The sequence below is a fragment of the Paenibacillus sp. 203 genome, assembly GCF_037027525.1.
GTDB classification, from domain to species: Bacteria; Bacillota; Bacilli; order Paenibacillales; family Paenibacillaceae; genus Paenibacillus; species Paenibacillus polymyxa_B.
On record NZ_JAXCHD010000004.1, the window covers coordinates 312,214 to 332,282 of the forward strand.

At 45.3% G+C, this 20,069-nt stretch carries 22 protein-coding genes and 6 tRNA genes; 19 read left to right on the top strand and 9 right to left on the bottom strand.

Annotation, left to right across the window (positions count from 1 at the left end; genetic code table 11):
• Nucleotide 1: 1 nt before the first annotated feature.
• Nucleotides 2-709 carry a response regulator transcription factor gene (locus tag WA407_RS10820; RefSeq protein WP_235307721.1) on the bottom strand — a complete coding sequence of 236 codons (708 nt, stop codon included), beginning with the start codon at nucleotides 707-709 and terminating at the stop codon, nucleotides 2-4.
• 691 nt (nucleotides 710-1,400) lie between these two features.
• On the opposite strand from WA407_RS10820, the gene WA407_RS10825 reads away from it, so the two are divergent.
• From WA407_RS10825 to WA407_RS10840, 4 genes are all read left to right on the top strand, one after another.
• Complete coding sequence (locus WA407_RS10825; protein ID WP_336077353.1) at nucleotides 1,401-2,069, top strand: hypothetical protein; 669 nt, start codon at nucleotides 1,401-1,403, stop codon at nucleotides 2,067-2,069.
• Nucleotides 2,070-2,644: 575 nt separating this feature from the next.
• Nucleotides 2,645-3,148, top strand: coding sequence for a DUF6933 domain-containing protein (locus WA407_RS10830; protein ID WP_069291370.1), 504 nt, complete (start codon nucleotides 2,645-2,647; stop codon nucleotides 3,146-3,148).
• Nucleotides 3,149-3,246: 98 nt separating this feature from the next.
• Complete coding sequence (locus tag WA407_RS10835) at nucleotides 3,247-3,555, top strand: hypothetical protein (protein ID WP_025722058.1); 309 nt, start codon at nucleotides 3,247-3,249, stop codon at nucleotides 3,553-3,555.
• Between the two features lie 213 nt (nucleotides 3,556-3,768).
• A complete protein-coding gene (locus WA407_RS10840) occupies nucleotides 3,769-5,400 on the top strand; it encodes a formate--tetrahydrofolate ligase (RefSeq protein WP_235307723.1) in 1,632 nt (543 codons plus the stop codon).
• A gap of 23 nt (nucleotides 5,401-5,423) precedes the next feature.
• Here WA407_RS10840 and WA407_RS10845 read toward each other — a convergent pair whose 3' ends face one another.
• Together WA407_RS10845 and WA407_RS10850 are read right to left on the bottom strand one after the other, a co-directional pair.
• Entirely contained in the window at nucleotides 5,424-5,753 is a 330-nt protein-coding gene (locus WA407_RS10845; protein WP_235307724.1) for an ABC transporter substrate-binding protein, read from the bottom strand.
• Nucleotides 5,731-6,114 (bottom strand): hypothetical protein, encoded by a 384-nt coding sequence (locus tag WA407_RS10850; RefSeq protein ID WP_235307725.1) that lies wholly within the window; start codon nucleotides 6,112-6,114, stop codon nucleotides 5,731-5,733. Before WA407_RS10850 ends, WA407_RS10845 begins: the two co-directional genes overlap by 23 nt.
• Nucleotides 6,115-6,340: 226 nt before the next feature.
• Between WA407_RS10850 and WA407_RS10855 the strand changes: the two genes are divergently transcribed.
• The 5 genes from WA407_RS10855 to WA407_RS10875 all read left to right on the top strand — a co-directional run bounded on the left by WA407_RS10855 (nucleotide 6,341) and on the right by WA407_RS10875 (nucleotide 12,418).
• A complete protein-coding gene (locus tag WA407_RS10855; RefSeq protein ID WP_235307726.1) occupies nucleotides 6,341-7,618 on the top strand; it encodes an outer membrane lipoprotein-sorting protein in 1,278 nt (425 codons plus the stop codon).
• A gap of 269 nt (nucleotides 7,619-7,887) precedes the next feature.
• On the top strand, nucleotides 7,888-9,084 hold the full coding sequence (gene alr, locus WA407_RS10860) for an alanine racemase (protein ID WP_336077354.1): 1,197 nt from the start codon (nucleotides 7,888-7,890) through the stop codon (nucleotides 9,082-9,084).
• Nucleotides 9,085-9,377: 293 nt separating this feature from the next.
• Nucleotides 9,378-9,659, top strand: coding sequence for a CopG family ribbon-helix-helix protein (locus WA407_RS10865; protein ID WP_007429334.1), 282 nt, complete (start codon nucleotides 9,378-9,380; stop codon nucleotides 9,657-9,659).
• 6 nt (nucleotides 9,660-9,665) lie between these two features.
• Nucleotides 9,666-10,016 carry a type II toxin-antitoxin system PemK/MazF family toxin gene (locus tag WA407_RS10870; RefSeq protein WP_007429335.1) on the top strand — a complete coding sequence of 117 codons (351 nt, stop codon included), beginning with the start codon at nucleotides 9,666-9,668 and terminating at the stop codon, nucleotides 10,014-10,016.
• Between the two features lie 179 nt (nucleotides 10,017-10,195).
• Nucleotides 10,196-12,418 (top strand): Tex family protein, encoded by a 2,223-nt coding sequence (locus WA407_RS10875; RefSeq protein WP_336077355.1) that lies wholly within the window; start codon nucleotides 10,196-10,198, stop codon nucleotides 12,416-12,418.
• 105 nt (nucleotides 12,419-12,523) lie between these two features.
• Here WA407_RS10875 and cmpA read toward each other — a convergent pair whose 3' ends face one another.
• Complete coding sequence (gene cmpA / locus WA407_RS10880; protein ID WP_007429337.1) at nucleotides 12,524-12,658, bottom strand: cortex morphogenetic protein CmpA; 135 nt, start codon at nucleotides 12,656-12,658, stop codon at nucleotides 12,524-12,526.
• 144 nt (nucleotides 12,659-12,802) lie between these two features.
• Here cmpA and WA407_RS10885 point away from each other — a divergent pair, with 144 nt between their 5' ends.
• The 3 genes from WA407_RS10885 (at nucleotide 12,803) to WA407_RS10895 (ending at nucleotide 13,549) form a co-directional block, all read left to right on the top strand.
• Nucleotides 12,803-13,339, top strand: a complete 537-nt coding sequence (locus WA407_RS10885) for a SprT family protein (protein ID WP_336077356.1) — start codon at nucleotides 12,803-12,805, stop codon at nucleotides 13,337-13,339.
• Nucleotides 13,340-13,383: 44 nt separating this feature from the next.
• Nucleotides 13,384-13,459 (top strand) — tRNA-Asn (locus WA407_RS10890).
• Between the two features lies 1 nt (nucleotide 13,460).
• Nucleotides 13,461-13,549: transfer RNA gene (locus WA407_RS10895), tRNA-Ser, on the top strand.
• Between the two features lie 176 nt (nucleotides 13,550-13,725).
• On the opposite strand, the gene WA407_RS10900 is transcribed toward WA407_RS10895, so the two are convergent.
• Nucleotides 13,726-14,601: a Cof-type HAD-IIB family hydrolase gene (locus WA407_RS10900; protein ID WP_336077357.1), complete on the bottom strand. Its 876-nt coding sequence runs from the start codon at nucleotides 14,599-14,601 to the stop codon at nucleotides 13,726-13,728.
• 69 nt (nucleotides 14,602-14,670) lie between these two features.
• Nucleotides 14,671-15,432, bottom strand: coding sequence for a DeoR/GlpR family DNA-binding transcription regulator (locus WA407_RS10905; protein ID WP_254327626.1), 762 nt, complete (start codon nucleotides 15,430-15,432; stop codon nucleotides 14,671-14,673).
• Between the two features lie 244 nt (nucleotides 15,433-15,676).
• Between WA407_RS10905 and WA407_RS10910 the strand changes: the two genes are divergently transcribed.
• From WA407_RS10910 to WA407_RS10935, 6 genes are all read left to right on the top strand, one after another.
• Nucleotides 15,677-15,748, top strand: a tRNA-Glu gene (locus WA407_RS10910).
• An 86-nt stretch (nucleotides 15,749-15,834) separates the two neighbouring features.
• A tRNA-Lys gene (locus tag WA407_RS10915) sits at nucleotides 15,835-15,910 on the top strand.
• A 15-nt stretch (nucleotides 15,911-15,925) separates the two neighbouring features.
• Nucleotides 15,926-16,008, top strand: a tRNA-Leu gene (locus WA407_RS10920).
• Between the two features lie 163 nt (nucleotides 16,009-16,171).
• Complete coding sequence (locus tag WA407_RS10925) at nucleotides 16,172-16,627, top strand: MarR family winged helix-turn-helix transcriptional regulator (protein ID WP_061829577.1); 456 nt, start codon at nucleotides 16,172-16,174, stop codon at nucleotides 16,625-16,627.
• Between the two features lie 185 nt (nucleotides 16,628-16,812).
• Nucleotides 16,813-17,187, top strand: a complete 375-nt coding sequence (locus WA407_RS10930) for a helix-turn-helix domain-containing protein (RefSeq protein WP_254327627.1) — start codon at nucleotides 16,813-16,815, stop codon at nucleotides 17,185-17,187.
• Nucleotides 17,188-17,280: 93 nt separating this feature from the next.
• On the top strand, nucleotides 17,281-17,664 hold the full coding sequence (locus WA407_RS10935; RefSeq protein ID WP_254327628.1) for a helix-turn-helix domain-containing protein: 384 nt from the start codon (nucleotides 17,281-17,283) through the stop codon (nucleotides 17,662-17,664).
• Nucleotides 17,665-17,788: 124 nt separating this feature from the next.
• On the opposite strand, the gene WA407_RS10940 is transcribed toward WA407_RS10935, so the two are convergent.
• Nucleotides 17,789-18,010, bottom strand: a complete 222-nt coding sequence (locus WA407_RS10940; RefSeq protein ID WP_336077358.1) for an XRE family transcriptional regulator — start codon at nucleotides 18,008-18,010, stop codon at nucleotides 17,789-17,791.
• A 296-nt stretch (nucleotides 18,011-18,306) separates the two neighbouring features.
• On the bottom strand, nucleotides 18,307-19,044 hold the full coding sequence (locus WA407_RS10945) for an urease accessory protein UreF (protein ID WP_336077359.1): 738 nt from the start codon (nucleotides 19,042-19,044) through the stop codon (nucleotides 18,307-18,309).
• Between the two features lie 262 nt (nucleotides 19,045-19,306).
• Between WA407_RS10945 and WA407_RS10950 the strand changes: the two genes are divergently transcribed.
• Nucleotides 19,307-19,389 (top strand) — tRNA-Leu (locus tag WA407_RS10950).
• 92 nt (nucleotides 19,390-19,481) lie between these two features.
• On the opposite strand, the gene WA407_RS10955 is transcribed toward WA407_RS10950, so the two are convergent.
• Nucleotides 19,482-19,967, bottom strand: coding sequence for a glutathione peroxidase (locus tag WA407_RS10955; RefSeq protein WP_235307732.1), 486 nt, complete (start codon nucleotides 19,965-19,967; stop codon nucleotides 19,482-19,484).
• Nucleotides 19,968-20,069 lie beyond the last annotated feature (102 nt).

Here is a 20,069-nt window from a genome sequence, read left to right on the forward strand (position 1 = left end):
ATCAACCATTCTCCCATTTGTAGCCAATGCCCCATAGCGTTTTAATGTGGACAGGATGAGAGGGATCTTCTTCGATTTTCTCACGCAGGCGGCGAATATGGACGTTAATCACGTTCTCGTCGCCCATATAATCGTCTTTCCAAATAAATCCGTATAATTGTGCTTTTGTAAATACCCGATTCGGATTGGCTACAAACAGCTTCAAAATATCGGACTCTTTGGCTGTTAGCTGAATTTCATTTTCATTGCGTATGACTATAAAATGATCAAAATCAATGCGCAGACTGCCGTAGGTCAATACTTGTGCTTGCGGCTGTTCCTCCTGCTGTTGCTGACGGGCATATGTAGTAGATCTGCGGATCGCGGACTGAATACGAGCCGTCATTTCCAGCATTGAAAAAGGTTTGGCAACATAATCGTCTGCCCCAAAGCCCAGTCCAAGCGCTTTATCCACATCGCTGTCCTTGGCTGACATAATCAGAATAGGTACGGCGCTGTGGGTACGGATCCGGCGGATCACCTCCATACCGTCCACCTTCGGCATCATCAAATCCACCAGTACCAGATCATAGGTATGACGTTCAAAGGCAAGAAGCCCCTCTTCCCCGTCATAGGCGGTAGTTAAATTGTAGCCTTCCTTGCTGAGTGCTTTGAGTAGCATTTCGGCAATGGATAGATCGTCTTCAATTAGTAAAATATGTTGTGACATAGGTGTGGTACACCCCTAATTTTTAGATTAAGCTCGTGTGACGAACTGTACCTGAATTATATAGAGCAGTGGAGCGGATTTCCATAATAAATATCCAACGAATTTGAATAGGGAATTTTCGAAGGAGGGTTAAAGGGCTGTTTTTTCCTAACCTCTCAAACATGATGAAAAGTTGAAAAACCTAAGAGAAGCAAGGCATACAGCCATTTTTGTATATGACAGGTGGTGAGAAGTTGACTGCGGGTGGGCAAAAAATTCGAAACCCTGGTGGCTGTAATAAAAATTGCTAAAACTGAAAAGTTGATTCTAATAACCTTTAACTGCAATATGGAATGTATTGGTTTGTCTGAAAAGTGCTTGGTGTGAGTAATACTTTATAAATTTCGTAATGAATGTCTTCGACTACTACTCTTCTGGGCGAACTAATGATTTGATAAACTTTTTAGTTTCTTATATCTATAGTTCCTATAGCTGGTTCAATACCGCATTCACCCAAAATTATTCTTCTCAGAAGGCACAATCGGTGGCTGCCCATGAGCTAGGACATGTCTTAGGACTAGATGAAGACTTTAGTAAATGCTATGTATCCAACTACACCACAACGCTATGATAATTGGGGAATTTACACTCCACAGCCTAGCGAAGATGTGTTTGGTATTAATGATCTTTATTAATAAGGGAGGTAAGTTAAATGAAGAAATATATTATTACAACAATAGCTGCCGTGGCCATTGTGGGGGTGGTTGGGTATTTAGTAAAAAGTGATGTTCTCCAATCAACAACCAATAATGCACCAATCGTTGCAGACTCAAAACAAGCGACACCGAATAAATCTGAGCCTGAAAAAAGCGGAAAAACCAAAGTTATTACAAGCCTAAGCCTAAGTAAATCTTATGATACACTTGATGCTTTGACTAATGCTGTAGATTTGGTTGCACAGGTAAAAATAACAGGTATCCAGGGGACTTTACCAGAGGAGGATTCTACACGGTATAATGCAGAATTGACTGATGTGATTAAAGGAACAGAATCAGAAAAAAATATTGTTATTACCCAATTAGGAATAAAAACAGACGATATTGTTGAAAAAACAGACAATCCCTACCTTAAGCAAGGCGATGAACTCGTTTTATTTTTGAAAAAGGGCCAAGATCCTAAAATTAATCCAATTTACTTTGTGGCTGGTGAATATCAAGGTAAGTTTGACATTAAAAACGGAAACGTTTATGCGGTCAATCAGGCGTTAAAAGAGCAAGCTAGTCTTAATAGTATTGACGCAGAAAACAATCAATATATTGATGGGCAAAAACTAAGTACATTTAAAGAAAATATTAAAAGTATAGTTAGTAGACAAGAATAAAAAACTCTATTTAAACCGCAATCCATTTGTGAATAATCAGAAAAGGTCTTGGCCTAAATCGTAAAAAGCTGACTTCTTATCCCGAGAAGTCAGCTTTTTAATACAGATTTTCTTATGATTTTGGCTTAGAGCAGTTAATCTGATGATATGCGACTTAACTCTACTATATTCTTTACTCAGTTAGAATTAACTATTCTTTTTTAGATAAAAGAGAAAACCTTGTAGAGGCAAGGCTTTCTCAAAAATAACTATTAATATTCTCTAACATGTGCCGTTAAAAGTAATGAAATCAGTCTCAAATATAATCGATTACTCACACTTAGGTAATTGCTTTAACCACCTCATGAAATGATCTAAATATTCTTAACCTGAAGGCACTGTAGTAATTTCATCTCCACTCCTAACAGAAGATGTGATCAAATTACTGGCAACTGCTAGCCCCTATATTATACTGAAAGAGTTTATAATCCGATGTTTGAAATACGGTGTTATGATATCCGGGACATGCCTCATATGAGATATTAGGTATGTCGAATCACGCTGCGGTACAGGACCGTCAATAAAGGAGAGCAATGATGTTTGTCATACGAGGAACACAAAAACTGCTGAAGGAATGGGAGACTGAACCACTTCAAGTTGATATTTATCCGCTTTTGAATAGTTGGCATGCCAGCTTGTTTTTACTGAATCGAAGAAAAAATATAGTATTTATGCATGATATATCCCGCTTAAGCATCACGCTTTTTGGGATTAAAAAATCGCAGTACAAAAACTTGCCAGCTCTTTTTATGCAAGCCTTGAAGGAATTTATGATCAGCGAAGGCTTTGATGAACAGATCGTAAAGGCCTACACACAGGAAGGCGAGCAGATGCTGGCTACGACGACGAATAGTCATAGTGTAATGGGAACCTTGGAGGAGATTATTTTTATCATGAAGGAACTGGATATGGAGCATGGGTGCGAGCTGGAAAAAAACCAGTGGAATAACCGGATTGTTTTCAAAACAGTCGAATACAAGTACCCTGTTGATGTTTTTAAAGAAATGCTAGAAAAGCATTATAAACTAGAGAGTATTTGAGAATTTTATGATTTTACGAAATGAGTTCCATTTATTCCCTCTGTCCTATATAATCTAATATAGTTCTAAAAGACTATATAAAGAGAGGTAAGGGGTAAATGAAGATTAAATTGAGAAATAAAACTGGAATGATCAAGGAACGCAAAGTAGGTTTTTCATGGACTACGCTCTTTTTCGGTTTTTTCCCTGCGTTGTTTAGAGGGGATTGGAAGTGGGCTGTTATTATTTTTCTGGTATCGATCCTTACGAGTGGGGCGTCCAACTTTGTATTTTGCTTCATATATAACCGCTTACATATTAATGACCTGCTGACCCAAGGCTATGGTCCTGCTACTAAGAAATCCCAAGCTATCCTGATTTCTAAGGGATTTATTGCTGAAAATTACGCTGCTAACTTTGCAGGTTAATTTGAGAGCTGCTTGTTAAAACGAGACGTGTCAAAAGAGCATTCACCGAAGTCCATGCGGCCGGGGAATGCTCTTTTTTTATAACTCACATGATAGCAACGCTTGCGATGAAATGAATCATAGCGCAATAAGCGGCACACTTTGGTAAAATAAAACGATACAGGGTTTGACACCATCGGTCAGACTTATAAAACGGGGGGTACATAACGAAAGATGAAGAGGATTATTGATATAGCCAAGGAAGCAGGAATTGAAGAAGAACATCTGGAGACGTATGGAAAATATAAAGCGAAGCTGAATCCGTCCCTGTGGGAGCAGTTAAGGGATCGCCCGAATGGAAAGCTGGTGCTGGTTACGGCGATGAATCCCACGCCGGCGGGAGAAGGAAAAACGCTGACAACCATCGGGCTCTCACAGGCGCTGAATGCGCTGGGACATAAAACCGTTGCTGCATTGCGTGAGCCGTCCCTCGGCCCTTGCTTCGGCATGAAAGGAGGAGCAACCGGGGGAGGACAAGCCCAGATTGTTCCGGCAGAAGACATTAACCTGCATTTTACAGGTGATATTCACGCGATTTCGGCAGCGCATAATTTGCTGGCAGCGATGATCGATAACCATTTATTTCATGGAAATGCTTTGCGGTTGAAACCGGAGCGGATCGTGTGGAAACGCGCTGTTGATATGAACGACCGGAGTTTACGAAATATTGTGACCGGATTGGGGTCAGGTAATGGAGCAGTGAGAGAAGGTGGCTTCCTCATTACCTCGGCTTCAGAAGTGATGGCGGTATTATGTTTAAGTGAAGATATGGACGATCTTAAAGTGCGATTGGGTCGGATGGTGATTGGTTATAACGAAGATGGCGAAACGGTAACAGCTGAGGAACTACATGCGGTGGAAGGTATGGCTGTGCTGCTTCGGGAAGCATTGAAACCCAATCTGGTGCAAACGTTGGAGGGAACTCCAGTTATTGTGCATGGCGGACCTTTTGCGAATATTGCGCATGGATGCAGTAGTTTGATCGGTACGAAGCTGGCCCTGAAGCTGGGAGAGGTGGTCGTCACGGAGGCTGGATTCGGGGCCGAGCTGGGAGCGGAAAAGTTTTTTGACATCAAGTGCCGTCAATCCGGTTTGCAGCCAGATGCGGCCCTGTTGGTCGTAACCGCCAAAGCGCTGAAATATAACGGCGGTGTAGCTAAAAATGAGCTGGACGCAGAAAATCTGGAGCAATTGCAACTTGGATTAGTCAACATGAATCGGCATGTACGGAATTTGCAAAAGTTTGGCGTGCCAGTACTAGTAGCAGTCAACCATTTTGTAACAGATAGCGATGCCGAGCTGGAACTGATTTTCTCGGAATGCCGCAAGCTGGGTGTACCCGTAGAACTGTCACAGGTGTGGGCACAGGGAAGCCAAGGTGGAGAGAAGCTGGCCCAAAGCCTGCTCAACCTGCTTCAGGAGAACAAAGCCCATTTTGCACCATTGTATGAGCATACACTTGATTTGCAAGCGAAAATTAGTGTTATTGCGAAGGAGCTTTACGGTGCGGCAGAGGTAGCTTACACTCCTGCGGCCAAACGGGCGTTGGCCGGTATGGAGCAGCTTGGTTTTGGACAACTGCCTGTATGCATGGCCAAAACACCGTATTCTTTCTCAGATCAACCTTCTCAGCTAGGTGCACCGGAAGGCTTTACCATTCACGTAGCCAGCGTTTCTTTGTCCGCAGGGGCAGGCTTTGTGGTCGTGGAAACAGGCAATACCATGACGATGCCAGGATTGCCCAAATCCCCAGCAGCTGAGCATATGTCGCTGGAGGCAGATGGGAGTATTCAAGGTCTAATGTAGTATCTTTAGAAAATGGCAGCTTATCAGGATGAAGTGACGAGCAGTTTGGGCAGTGCAGTAAGCAGTTTTTGCCGGGTCATGGCATCGCTCCAGTTGAAGACGGAGGCCGTTTCTCCGGCTGTGATTTGCGTACCGAGCTGCTGCCACATTGCCAGATTACGGGCTGTGAAGGTAGACAACCAGCGTTCGGCCTCCCGCTCCTTACCGAGCCAGGTGCCAAGTGTACGCATCCGTTCCTCCAGCGTGGCGAAGGAGTTGAAGGTGACGGTGGGAGCGATACTGGCAATGCGCTCATATTCCTGTTCATCTGAATTAGCGATGATAATTAGATCAGGATCGAGAGCACTGGTCAAGCGGGTATCCAGTGGAAGGCCCACATCGGCGACATTTCACAAGACGATGTTTATAGACGCTGTATTCACTGAGTCGCAGACTTCCGCCGCTGGCTTTGGCCCCTAATGCCAATAGATCGCCCATCGTTTCTCCATGATAGATGATGCGGCTTGCTCGGCGCGGAATATGAATATGGTGACCCGTCCAATCCTTGACGCGCACAGAACCGGAGACAGAAAGCGCGTACTTGCCCGGGGGAATCCCGGTCAATTGCCTAAACCGCCGATTAAAATAATATTCGTCAGAGAATGTCCACCATACCTGTCCCACCGATGAACATAAGCAGACAGTGATATGAATTGGGACGTGATAATAATTCATCGGTAGGCTCACCAATCAACGCAATTTCTTTAAAATGAAAAAGCAGTGAACTGAACGGGGGAGGTTCTTTTTATTTCCTGTATGAATTTATTATCACTCTCCAAAAGATTTTATAGCATTACGCAAGGATACGCGCAAGCTTGTCATGCCAGTCTGCATAAATCGAACAAGTCCTTCATAGACATGTACTAATTCATTTAAAACATGTGCTGAAGGGGTTGATGACATGCGCCGGATTTCATGGATGCTTGCCATGGTCATGTGTGTAACGCTGCTGCTGGCCGGGTGCGGCAAGAAGAGCGCGGACGATGTGGTTAAAGATTTGAGTGACGTGGTGAGCGACCTGAACAGCTACCACGGTACAGCTTTGATGACGCTGCATACCGGCGACACGCCGCAGGAATACAAGGTGGATATTTCCTACCGCAAGCCGTCCTATTACCGAATTGCCATGACGAACGAGAAAAAGGATGTTACGCAAATCGTGCTTCGTAATGATGAGGGTGTATTTGTACTGACACCCAGCCTGAACAAAAGCTTCCGTTTCAAAAGCGACTGGCCAAACAATCAGGGTCAAGTATATTTATATGAAACGTTGGTTCGCAGCATTATCGGCGATGCCTCCCGTCAGTTGGCTACCGACGATAAATCCTATGTGTTTGATGTGGCAGCGAATTACAACAGCCATGCGCTGGTGAGACAAAAGATATGGCTGTCCAAAAATGACTATGCACCCACTCAGGTACAGGTGTCTGATGCGAATGCCAAGGTAGTTGTTGATCTAAAATTCGATCAATTTGCTTTTGATACGAAGTTTGACAAAGACTCTTTTGATATGGAGCGGAACATGGCTTCAGGTAAGACGAGTACGGGTAGCGAAGGGGCGCCATCTTCTGGAGCAGTGGAGCCCAGCGGTCAGCTTGATCCTTCCGGTGCGATGGATGGGACGACTGGCGTGACGTCTGGCGAACCCGGACAAGAGCAGGGAACAGCAGGGGATGCAGTCCAGCAGCCGTCAGGGGAAGCGAAGGTGGACGGTACTGCCACAAATGATACGTCCAAATCGGACGCAGCAGCCAACGCAGAGGCGCAGCAACAAACCCCGAGCACATCGGATGCCGCAAACGGAACGTCAGCGGGAACAGATGCGGCAGAAGCTGTGATGGGTGAGTTTGGCTTGATCGAACCATCCTACACGCCAGCCGGAGTACAGATCAAGGATACGCCGGAGCTGGAGGATAATGGTACACATGCCGTGATGCTGCGGTATAGTGGAACGTATAATTATACCATTGTGGAGGCGCGTCCAAAAGATCGGGCAGTCGCACTAGCCGCAGGCGAACTGGTTGATATTGGAGGAAGCTTTGCCGTTCTGACCGGAAGCGAACAGCAGACGATGACCTGGATGAATGACGGAATCGAGTTCAGAATCACCAGTGCTGACCTGCCTGTGAGCGAAATGATACAAATTGCCGCTTCTATACAGGATCAATCGGGTAAATAAAACTTTATAGACGGATGCAGACGGTCTAGAGTGTAAAAATGCTCTGCTGCCGCCCGTATCCGTCTTTTTATTCATTCGCAGTCTAAGATGTGCATCGCTTGTATATCCTGTTCTATTGTAGATATGGTAGAGGAGGCTGGCAAAGTCCCCCTGCCATTGACAGCCACGTTTTTGAACATTACCATTAACCTTTGGAAGCAAGAACTTTGCCACACTCCGAATGGTAGAAGGTTATGTTACAGGCTAACAATTGAAGAAGGTGACTGGATTTGCAAGCACAATACAGATCGACCCGGGCCGAAATCAACCTGGATCACCTTGGCGCCAACTATGAAGCTTTTCGCAAGGCATTGCCAGAGGATAAGCTGATGCTGGTCTGTGTCAAGGCTAATGCCTACGGACACGGTGCCGTGGAAATTTCAAAGGAATTGGAACGCCTTGGTGCGGATTATTTGAGCGTCGCTTTTCTGGATGAAGCGTTGGAGCTTCGTCATGCGGGGGTTCAGCTACCAATTCTAGTACTCGGTTATACCTCACCGGAAGCTGTACAAACGGCTTGGGAGCATGATATCTCATTGACAGTGTTCAGTGAGGAAGTGCTGGACGGTATCCGTAGACTGGACCGCCAAGGAAACGAACGCAAGTTGAAGGTGCACATCAAAATAGACAGCGGCATGGGAAGACTGGGTTTGCTGCCTGGAGAAGAGGCTATGGCTTTTGTCCGGCAGGCTTACGAATTAGAGCAAGTGCTGCTGGAAGGCATGTACACCCATTTTGCCCGCGCGGATGAAGAAGACAAAAGCTATACACTGCTACAATATGATCGGTTTCGGGGCGTGGCGGAAGCGCTAAGGGAACAAGGTATCACCATTCCCATTATACATACGGGCAACAGCGCCGCCACCATTGATACCCCTTCTCTTTCCCCCAATATGGTGCGGATTGGTATCAGTATATACGGTCTGTACCCGTCTGATGAGGTTAACCGGCAAGCTATTGAGCTGCTGCCTGTATTGTCATTGAAGACGGCGGTGGTTTATACCAAGACGCTTCCTCCCGGCTGGGGAGTTAGCTATGGCACCCGGTATGTAACCTCCACTGAAGAACGGATCGGTACATTGCCAATCGGCTATGCGGATGGATACTCCCGCATGCTGAGTGGGAAGATCGAAGTGTTGATACGCGGTCGCCGCGTCCCGGTACTCGGTACGATTTGCATGGACCAGTGTATGGTATCCTTACAATCTTTCGCAGAAGATGCGGAAGAAATCCAAACCGGCGAAGAGGTTGTTCTCATCGGCCAGCAGTCCGGCGAAACTATCGCGGCGGATGAGCTGGCATCCAAGCTTGGTACGATCCACTATGAGGTGATCTGCATGATCGCAGACAGAGTACCACGTGTATACACACGAGGTCATGTTCCTGTTGTTCGAGTGAACTCGCTTCTTCCAACCCGCTGGAATTAATTTCATAACGCAAATTACCGAATAAAAGCAGGAGTTTTCGCAGAACGTCCCGAAATATGTACAAAGGAAAGAAAAGAGCGCTATAACTGTCAAAAGACGCATTAGGCTCCGCTGACACTTGTATTTCGGGGATCAAACGCCTGTACGAAAACGAACTGCGTAGTTTATAATGGAATGCAGCATAGATGATATACGAATGTCATATACATTCTCTTGTATTCCGTTTGAATAAATTACCGGGAATAACGTTATAATGGTACAATGGCGACAAGGTTTTGGGGGTGGAAGAGAAGTTGGCCAATTTGCAGAACACCAAAAGAATAATGATCAGTTTGCCAGATCATCTCTTGCAGGAAGTGGACGGGATCGTAGCTATGGAAAATTCCAACCGCAGTGAATTTATCAGGCAGGCCATGAAGCTGTATGTAGGTGAACGAAAAAAACGTTACATTCGTGAAGCTATGCAGCGTGGATACATGGAAATGGCTAAAATTAACTTAACCATGGCATCCGAAGCCTTTCACGCGGAGGAAGATGCAAACAGCACCTTGGGCCGTACAGTTAGCGGGGTGTAATCCATATTGATCGTAAAGCGCGGCGACGTTTTTTTTGCAGACCTTTCACCCGTAGTCGGTTCCGAGCAAGGTGGCGTCAGACCTGTGCTGATCATTCAAAATGATATCGGCAACCGGTTTAGTCCTACTGTGATCGTAGCAGCCATCACCGCCCAGATTCAGAAGGCAAAGCTGCCTACACACGTGGAAATCGACGCGGCGACGCATGGCTTTGATCGTGATTCTGTTGTTCTTCTGGAGCAAATTCGGACGATCGACAAGCAGAGGCTTACCGACAAAATCACCCATTTAGACGAAGAAACCATGCGCAAAGTGAGCGATTCGCTACAAATCAGTCTCGGTTTGATTGATTTTTAGCGTGATGGAACGACGAGTGAAACGGGAAAAGGGCAGCGCTTGGGCGCTGTCCTTTTGCGTGTCCAATGAAAAATGCAGGTAGGGCTTGCTTTAACGTCACCTGCTGGCGCTTTGAATCATTTTTTGTGATAATGAAAGACATGGTGTAAGACAAGAGCTGTGAGGAAGAAGGGATAGGTTTGTCTAACGAGGAAACGAAGACGGAAATCCGGCAGGAGCCGAACGAAGCAGAACGCCAAGAGCGGATTGTCAAACAAGTGGCGAGAGAGCTGTCGCTGGCACTCAAGCAAATCCGGACAACGATCAGTTTGTTGGATGAAGGGAATACAATTCCTTTTATCGCGCGTTATCGTAAGGAAATGACAGGAGAGCTGGATGAAAATCAGCTACGTGAAATTGAAGATCGTGTGGTGTATTTGCGTAATCTGGAGGATCGTAAGGTAGAGGTCATCCGCATTATTGATGAGCAGGGCAAGCTGACGGAAGACCTGCAGGCTGCTATCACCTCTGCAATTAAACTTCAGGAAGTGGAGGATCTGTACCGTCCGTATCGGCAAAAGCGTAAAACCCGCGCCAGTGTAGCAAAGGAACGGGGACTGGAGCCGCTCTCCATCTGGATCTGGAGCCAGCCGAAGCAGGGCGATGCTTTGAAAGAAGCGGAATCCTATGTGAATGCTGAGCTGGGAGTTGAAAATCCCGAGGCGGCCATCCAAGGTGCCTTAGATATTTTAGCTGAAAATATAGCGGATGATGCGGCTATTCGCCAATGGGTACGCCGATATACGCTGGACCATGGTATGTTGACCTCCGAAGCGAAGGATGCGGAGCAAGAATCCGTGTATGAGAACTACTATAGCTATCGTGAACTTGCTAAGAAAATGCCACCTCACCGTATTCTGGCGATTAATCGCGGAGAGCGGGAGGGCATTCTTAAGGTTGGTCTGGAGGTAGTGCCAGATTCCATTTACAATTACGTGGCAGGTCAAGTGATTAAAGGATCATCAGTCGTGGAGGAACTGCTGCGCAGTGTCATTGAGGATGCGTATAAAAGACTTATCGCGCCATCTATCGAGCGTGAAGTACGCGCTGAAATGACAGAGAAGGGCGAGCAGCAGGCCATCTCCATCTTTGCAGGCAACTTGCGCAGTCTGTTGCTACAGGCTCCGATCAAGGGCCGACGTGTGCTCGGTGTCGATCCGGCCTATCGGACAGGCTGTAAGCTGGCGGTTGTCGATGACACAGGCAAGCTGCTGGAAGTGGCAGTGACGTATCCGACACCGCCGAACAACAAGAAGCGCGAGGCTGCTGAAAAGTTCAAGCAGTTGATTGCCCAATACGGGATCGAATTGATTGTCATTGGTAACGGAACCGCTTCGCGCGAGACAGAGCAATTCGTAGCGGAAGTCATCGCGGACATTGGTGACAGCAGTCTAGCGTATCTGATCGTCAATGAGGCGGGCGCGAGCGTATACTCTGCCTCCAAGCTGGCACAGGAGGAATTTCCCGATTTGGACGTGGCTGAGCGCAGTGCGGCTTCCATCGCACGTCGTGTGCAGGACCCTCTGGCTGAGCTGGTCAAAATTGAGCCGAAGGCTATTGGTGTAGGCCAATACCAGCATGATGTGTCGCAGAAACATCTGGATGAAAGCTTAAAGGACGTTGTCGAATCAGCCGTTAACCATGTCGGTGTGGATGTGAACACGGCTTCCTCTGCGCTGTTATCCTATGTAGCAGGGATCAATGCGACGATTGCCAAAAACATCGTTAAGTACCGTGAGGAAAACGGAAAATTCAGCAACCGTCGTCAATTGCAGAAGGTGCCGCGTCTTGGTGCAAAAACCTACGAGCAATCTGTAGGCTTTATCCGTATACCGGGTGGAGAAAATCCGCTGGACCGTACACCGATTCACCCTGAATCGTATGCTGTCGTAGACCGCCTGTTGGCGGAACTGAACATCAGCGCTCACGATCTGGGTACTAAGACTGCAATGGAAGCACTGAGGGTGTCCAACATTGACGAACTGGCCGCCAAGCTGGAAGTCGGCGTGCCGACACTGAAGGATATTCTGGACAGCCTCCAGCGTCCGGGCCGTGACCCACGTGACGAGCTGCCGTTGCCGGTATTCCGCAAGGATGTGCTGAAGATCGAGGATTTGGCACCGGGTATGGAACTTCAGGGAACCGTCCGCAATGTCATTGATTTCGGCGCGTTTGTCGATATCGGTATTAAAAGTGACGGGTTGGTTCATATTTCACAGCTGCGCAGTGGCTTTGTAAAGCATCCGATGGATGTCGTATCTGTCGGTGATAACGTAACGGTGTGGGTGTTGAATATTGATTTGAAAAAAGGCAGGGTTGGTCTGACGATGAAACCTCCTGCAGAGGCGCAATCGCAGGCATAATACTTTAAATAAAGCTGTACAACCTTCTTGTGAAGGTATAACAAAAGCCGGAATCTCCGAACTGTATCGGAGATTCCGGCTTTCATTTTTGGATGCCTTTAGCTTTTACCCGTTGTTGGCATCGAACTCCACGCCAGGTGCTTTATGATAAAAAAACCAACAATCGTTCAACAGTTTAATTTGACGCCGGTCCTTTTTGTAAAAGGCCCGCATGAGCTGGTTGCTGAGCCATTGAGGCAAGCCGATCTCCTCCTCTGCGTTACATCTGTATGTTTAGCATATGGGGTGGGTACCTAAAGTGTGCTTATGAATTGGGGGTTAGACTTCGGTCGTTATTTTATAATATGCTTGTCAGTAAGGAGCAAAGGAGGAGAGACCGTTAGGATGGAGTCCAAGTCCCTGAGCAATTCAATGAACCATTCAATGAACCATTCAATGAGCCGTTCTATGAGTAATGAAGAGCTTCAAGAATGGGTAGAGCGCATTTCGCTGGAGAGCTTCGGCGTGCCGTTTCGACATCAAGCCACCTTTAATGCGCGCTTGTCTTCCACAGGTGGTAGGTATTTTATGAAAAGTCATCATATTGAAATTAATCCACATCAACTCGCAGCTTACGGACGTTCTGAGGTGGAGAAAATTATTAAGCATGAGCTGTGCCATTATCATTTGCATTTGCGCGGGATGGGCTATCAGCATCGAGATGCTGACTTCAAAGCATGGCTGGCCCGTGTAGGAGGAAGCAGGCATTGTCAGACTCTGCCGGGAAGAACGGAACGTAAGCCTCAGCCTTATCGTTATAAGCTAGTATGCGTTTCCTGTAAACAGGAGTATATGCGCAAGCGTAAGATGAATCCTCAGCGGTATCGCTGTGGGAAATGTGGAGGGAAGCTTCGCCTGTTGGCACTTGACGGCACCCCCTGAATCATGGTAAATTAACCATACTGTAAGATAATTTACAGTAATGTTCCCTGATAGCTCAGTTGGTAGAGCACTCGACTGTTAATCGAGTTGTCACAGGTTCGAGTCCTGTTCGGGGAGCCATGGAGAGGTACCCAAGTGGCTATAAGGGGACCCTCTGCTAAGGGGTTAGGCTGCGAAAGCGGTGCGAGGGTTCGAATCCCTCTCTCTCCGTTGGTATTTTAAGTAGAAAAAGGACGCTCGTATGCATTGTAATGATGCTTGCGAGCGTCCTTTTCGTCTATATCTGCTTTGAGAATAACGGTGGACTGAAATCGTTTAAATGGAGAGGGGACGTGCTGCGTACAGCTTGAAGCGGCGTTAGCCTGTCTTGTACGCAGCCATGACTTCTATTTCACGGTGTCAGCCTCGACTGTCTTGAGTATGTTCAACAGAGCATGAGCGACGCCATCTTCCGCATTAGTCAGAGTCACTTGGGAGCAGACGGCCTTGATGTCGTCTTTTGCATTGCCCATGGCAATGCCTGTTCCTACCATCGTCAGCATGGAGATATCATTGTAGCTGTCCCCAATCGCTACGGCTTCCTGCATGGGAATGCTCAGATGATTCGCCAAATAACGCAATGCATTACCTTTAGACGCATCCCTATGCTCGACTTCAAAGTTGCGGTCTGAAGAGATGACCATGTTTAGGCCCTGAAAACCTCGGTAACGCTCACGGCCCCGCTCTAATTTGGCTTGATCAAAGGAGAAACAGAGCACGTTATAAATCTCTACATCCAGTGGAATGTCCTCATATGAAGCGATGCGGGTATGTCCGGTCTGTTCATATTGTTTTTCAGCTGCATGTAATAAAGTATCCAGCGAAATATCCGGGTTGGAGCTCAGCAAGCGGTCCATTTCAACAGCAAGCAGCTGATGTCCGTTTTGTGGAGAATAAATAGCGCGGTCTGTCATGACCTCATAGTAAAAGTCGTTGTCATGCAGCCAGCTCAGCACTTCAAACGTTTCACTGCGGCCCATAGGAGTAGAGGTTAACTGACGACGATGCACATCGTGTACGGTTGCGCCGTTTGCTCCAATGACGGGAGTTACAAGCTCTGCTTCCTCTAGCTTCGTCCAGGCGTCATAAGCGGCTCTACCAGTGGCAATTGTCACCTGAACGCCTTGCTGCTGTGCTTGGCGTATAGCCTCCGCGTTCACTTTGCTTATTTTTCCTTCCTCGTTCAGCAGTGTTCCATCCATATCAATCGCAAACAGTTTCATTTCTCTCCAACTCCTGTCTTTCGATATCTCTGTGATAAATCTTGAGTTCTAGCTAAGCAGTTTCATATTTTATGAGGGTACAACAACTTCAACATCATAATGTTGCAAAATTTCCAGCATCGCTGGTTCTGGCAATCTGTCGGTAATCACGATATTAACTTCAGACAGATCGGCAAAACGATATGGAAAATTGATTCCGAATTTCGAATGGTCCGCAAGGATGATCACCTGATCTGCCTGCTTCATCATCTGATGCTTCAGCATACCGTCTTCTTCATGAATTAGGCTTAGTCCGTGGGCAGATATACCACCAATCCCGATAAAGGCTTTGTCTACAAAATAGTGAGACAAAGTGGCGATCACGGAGGAGCCATATACATATCGGTGTTCTTTTTGCAGGCGGCCTCCCAACAGATGTATGGAGACACCGTCTTTTCGAGATAGCACGTCAGCCTGATTGATTGAATTGGTGATGACCGAACATTCCTGCACATTCAGTCTTTCTGCACACGCCTGTACGGTGGTAGAGGAATCCAATATAATACGATCCTTATCTCGTACCATGCTGGCAGCCAGCTGTCCGATCACTTGTTTCTCCTCGGATACAGTAAGCAGTCTTTCGTTATAATTTCCAATTGGATCGTGATGAAGTGTAGGGAGAAGAGCGCCACCGCGGGTGCGAATAATTTTTTGATGTTCTTCAAGTTTTACGAGGTCTCGACGGGCCGTATCTCGTGAAACATTAAAAAATTCACAAATATCATCCACCGAAATACGTTTATGAAGCTGTAAGTAATCAACGATTTTTAACATTCGTTCTTCCTGATACATAGAAAGCTCCTCTGATATATAATTATTTCGGTATCTTGTAAGTGATTATAAGTAAATACAAGTGATATTGCAATCATTTATCGCTATTTTCAGGATTTTAATGATTTGATATAAGGGATTGTAAGTTAATATGCATTTTGTACTTATAAAAACTGCTTTTTTTAAAATTTTAGAAATAAGTATTGCCATTCGTTATTCTATTTGATATACTCTTTCTTGTCGCCAAGTTGGCGCATAATAATAAGGCCCGTTGGTCAAGGGGTTAAGACACCTCCCTTTCACGGAGGTAACAGGGGTTCGAATCCCCTACGGGTCATTGTTGTCTTTATAGACTACATGTTGCATGCTTAAGGGAAATTCCTGAGGTCTGGTCTAATGGCGGACAGCTTGGATGAACAGCATGAGCCATTAGCTCAGTTGGTAGAGCACCTGACTTTTAATCAGGGTGTCGAAGGTTCGAGTCCTTCATGGCTCACCATTTATATTTTGTTATGCGGTCGTGGTGGAATGGCAGACACGCTATCTTGAGGGGGTAGTGAGCGTACGCTCGTGGAGGTTCGAGTCCTCTCGACCGCATCAATGGAATAAACGGAAAAGTCTCTCGCGGTAGAGGCTTTTTTTATTTGTGTAGTGATGTAATAAAGTAATGATTATGATGAAATAATGATTCCATAGTATAATATAATGCCATAATGTTATAGAATGATAAGTATAAACTTGTGAAGTGACGGTGAAAAATATGGACACTCAACTGTTAGGAAATATATCAGAAAATATTTTGGGCTTGTTTCCGATTGTGAAGAAGAAATTTTTCACCTACGGTCCGCTCGATTTCCCATTACATTTGTCGCCTAATAACTTTCAGGTATTACTGCTTCTGCGTGAGGTGCGCTTGTCTACGGTATCTGATTTATCCAAACAGCTCAATGTCTCACGTCCGAACATGACTCCTCTTCTGGACAAACTGGTGGAGCATGGGTTGGCTGACCGCCAGTCGTGTGATTCGGATCGCAGAGTCGTGAATGTGGCGATTACACAAGAAGGCGATGCTTTTTGTGAACAGGTATTTCATACCTTCTCCAATAAAATTCAAGAAAGACTGGTGTATCTGCCAGAAGAAGATTTATTGCATCTGAGTGAAACTTTGAATGAATTGAAGCATATCTTACTTAAAATCGACAACGCTGCTACGTGATTGGCGTAAGTGAACTGGCTTAAAGACCGCCCTTTCTTCGGAAAACAGGCGGTTTTTGTTGCGTGTTGTGGTATAATGGAAACCAACATACATAATTCGGTAATTTTAGCATACGTGATCTTTGAAATGGGAACAGAGAACATGATATCGTTATTTGAGAGCCTGCTAGGGAGGAAGGAACTTCTATGCAATCTATTTACCATCGCATTGAGGAACTCATCAAGGAACGGGGAATGACGAAAAAGGCGTTCTGCCAGCAGTTAGGCATTAGTACAGGGAACTTCGGGGATTGGAAAAGAGGAAAAACGACGCCGGGCACGAATAAACTCATTGAAATCGCTTCTTTTTTTGATGCCAGTCTGGATTGGATTATGCTGGGTCGAGATGTACAGGGTGAGGTGCTGAAGGAGTCGCAAGACCCTTATTTTTTTGACGCTTCAGGGCAACTGAATTGCCAGGGGGAACCGCTTAGTGAGACGGAAAGAAATTTTTTACTTGAGTATATTGAATTTACCCGCTTTCGTAAAGAGAAAAACCAGCGCAATTCTACTATGGGGTAATGGTTGCTTAGGATTTGATGAGGATTACTAATGAGTAAGGCTGAAAAATGAAAATTAATTCAGAAAAAGTTACTGTGTCGGAGGGGAAACATTTTGGGAGATCAAACTATTTATCAGCGGATTGAAGCTTTGATTAAGGATCGCGGAATGACCAAGAAGGCATTTTGTGAAAAACTTAAAATCAGTTCAGGGAATCTCGGTGATTGGAGAAGAGGTAAAACAACGCCGGGTACCGCCCATTTGATTCAGATTTCGGACTTTTTTAATGTATCGCTTGATTGGTTAATGAAAGGAATTAAGCCAGGGGAAGGCGTACTTCAGGAGCAGAAGGCTGCTTATTTTTTTGGAGTGATGGGGCCACTGAATTGCCAGGCAGAAGATCTTGAGACGGAAGAACAGAATTTTATTTTAGAATATGTTGAATTTGCGAAATACCGTAAGCAAAAAAGTGACAAGGATAAAACAAAGCCGGAATAATTTTTTGGCTAAAGATCGTCTGGGTTGAAAACCCGTAAACGAACTGGAGGGGTTCGCTTTACGGGTTTATTTGGTTTCTTGGTGATATGGAATGACCTATATGTAACTGGAATGCTTGTTGAATTTAGAGTGGCGGTGCCTCCTTATAATCGTTATCTTCGATGTTCAGAATTGCAGCAACTTGTTTTCTGTACCTTTGTGCTTTGCGGGTGCCGTGAATCAGATTGGACAAGCGTGAAGGCGGAATATTGTGTGTCTCACAAAATGTTTTCTGATCCAGTCGAAGTTCGACAAGCCGTTGTTTGATGGCCCACCCGAAGGAGGTGACAGGCATTTTGTTGTTCAAGAGAAATCGCCCCTTACGGATTCTTGCGGAATAATTGGTGTGTTATAATAATCATCAGTAAACATGTTAGAATTAACCATCTGAAACTATGATACACTTTTATACGTGTTTTTACAATCGTAAATACGTTATTTTGTTGAATTAATTACTTAATTAAGTGCTAGGTGGTTCTGATAACCCGTCTAGAGTCTACTAATAGTGTGAATTTCGATTATATGTGGATAAAAAACACTCTGCCACCTGAGGAAAGGGACAGAGTGTTTTTGGTGTTGCTGCCACATTAGCGAAACGACGCATCAGGGGGATGCTGGAAGGCGTTTGAATAGACCTGAGGAGGAAAACAGTCTAGGCTCATCCAATTGGCTATTATGGCTCATATAAAGCGGTAGAGTGATGTAGGAGCTGGACCAATGTCTGTGAAGAAGGCGACGCTGAAATGCAGTTGGCTCAGGTTTGTTAAGCTTCTTCCATGCGGAGAGCAGCTCGCTGGTCATACGCTCCATAAAAGGGTTCTTTTCCTCATAGGGAGGATTGAGTAGTTTGAAGGCATCTTCCACACAGAAGGACACCGCTGCGCCAAGATAGCCGTGAACGGTCTGTTCTACATCGTTTACGAGAAGGAAGTTAATCCAGGTGTGAACGGTAGCGAGTGTGCCAATTGCATTGTATTGAATGAGTATGGATTCCAACTGGTCAAATTCAAGCCAAGGATAAAGAGCCTTAGCGAGCTTAAGTAGACGCTGACCGGATAGACGCAACTCCTTCACATGCTGCAAGGAGGGACGTTGGGTATGCAGCATCTTATCAATGAGAGCGATCCGCCAACCGTCATTCTGCTGGATGGCGACATACAGACTTTTGATAGCCATGCCGTCAACGGTTGTAAATTGAGGATACAAATCATTCAGCATGTAATGTTCCAAGTCTTGTAGACTGTTCAAATGTCCGTTGCGGAATAGTTTCTCCAGTCCGTTAAAACGGGTGAAGCCACCAACAGGTAGGGAAGGGTCCAACAATAATGCATAGTTCAGCAAACGGTTGCCTTTATGCAGGGCGGTTCGCCTCCTCGAAGTGAATCCTTATGTTATATTATTTTACTCTTTACTTAGGGATAACGAAAAAATTCGAAATGTATGTAATATATATTTACATTTTAGTAGCCTTTTTGTCAAATTAAATATTATTATCGCTCATATATGTTAGATAAAATAACATATAAAATAATTATTATATTTGTGTTTACAAATAGTTGATGAGAGAGTATAATAAATCTGTTGCCTCAATACATTATGATTTGCGGTCGTGGTGGAATGGCAGACACGCTATCTTGAGGGGGTAGTGGGCGTACGCCCGTGGAGGTTCGAGTCCTCTCGACCGCATTATATGCAAGACCTAGTTAAAAAAAGCATCCTGACACGCTTTACGTGAAGGGATGCTTTTTTTGTTTTAATAACTGTGATAAAGAAGAATATCAGTTTTGCTGCAAAAGCTTCTCTATATCTCCCGCCAACTTATCTGGAGTGGTTTGCGGTGCATAGCGCTTAAATACGTTACCTTCTCGTGTAATTAAGAATTTAGTAAAATTCCATTTGATCGCTTTGGACCCTAATACCCCCGGAGCTGTTTGGGTCAGGTAGCGAAATAAGGGGTGCGCTTGATCGCCATTGACATCTGTCTTGGCGAACATCGGAAAGGTAACACCATAATTGATCTGGCAAAACTCGGAAATCTCCTCGCTGGACCCTGGCTCTTGTTTGGCGAATTGGTTGCTGGGAAATCCCAAAATTTCGAGCCCCAGTTCATGGTACTGGTCATATAGCTCTTGTAACGCTTTGTATTGGGGGGTTAACCCGCATTTGCTGGCTGTGTTCACAATAAGCAGAACATTCCCTTTATATGTGGATAACGGAATTGGTTTCCCTTGCAGGGTTTGCGCATCATATTCATAAACGGTCATAGTATCTCTCCTTATTCAATATTCAGCAATTAAATTGTAAGCAATTCAAAGTGAGGTTGCAAGTCTGGAAAAGCTGTATTAAGCCTTCTGCCGCTGTAAAAT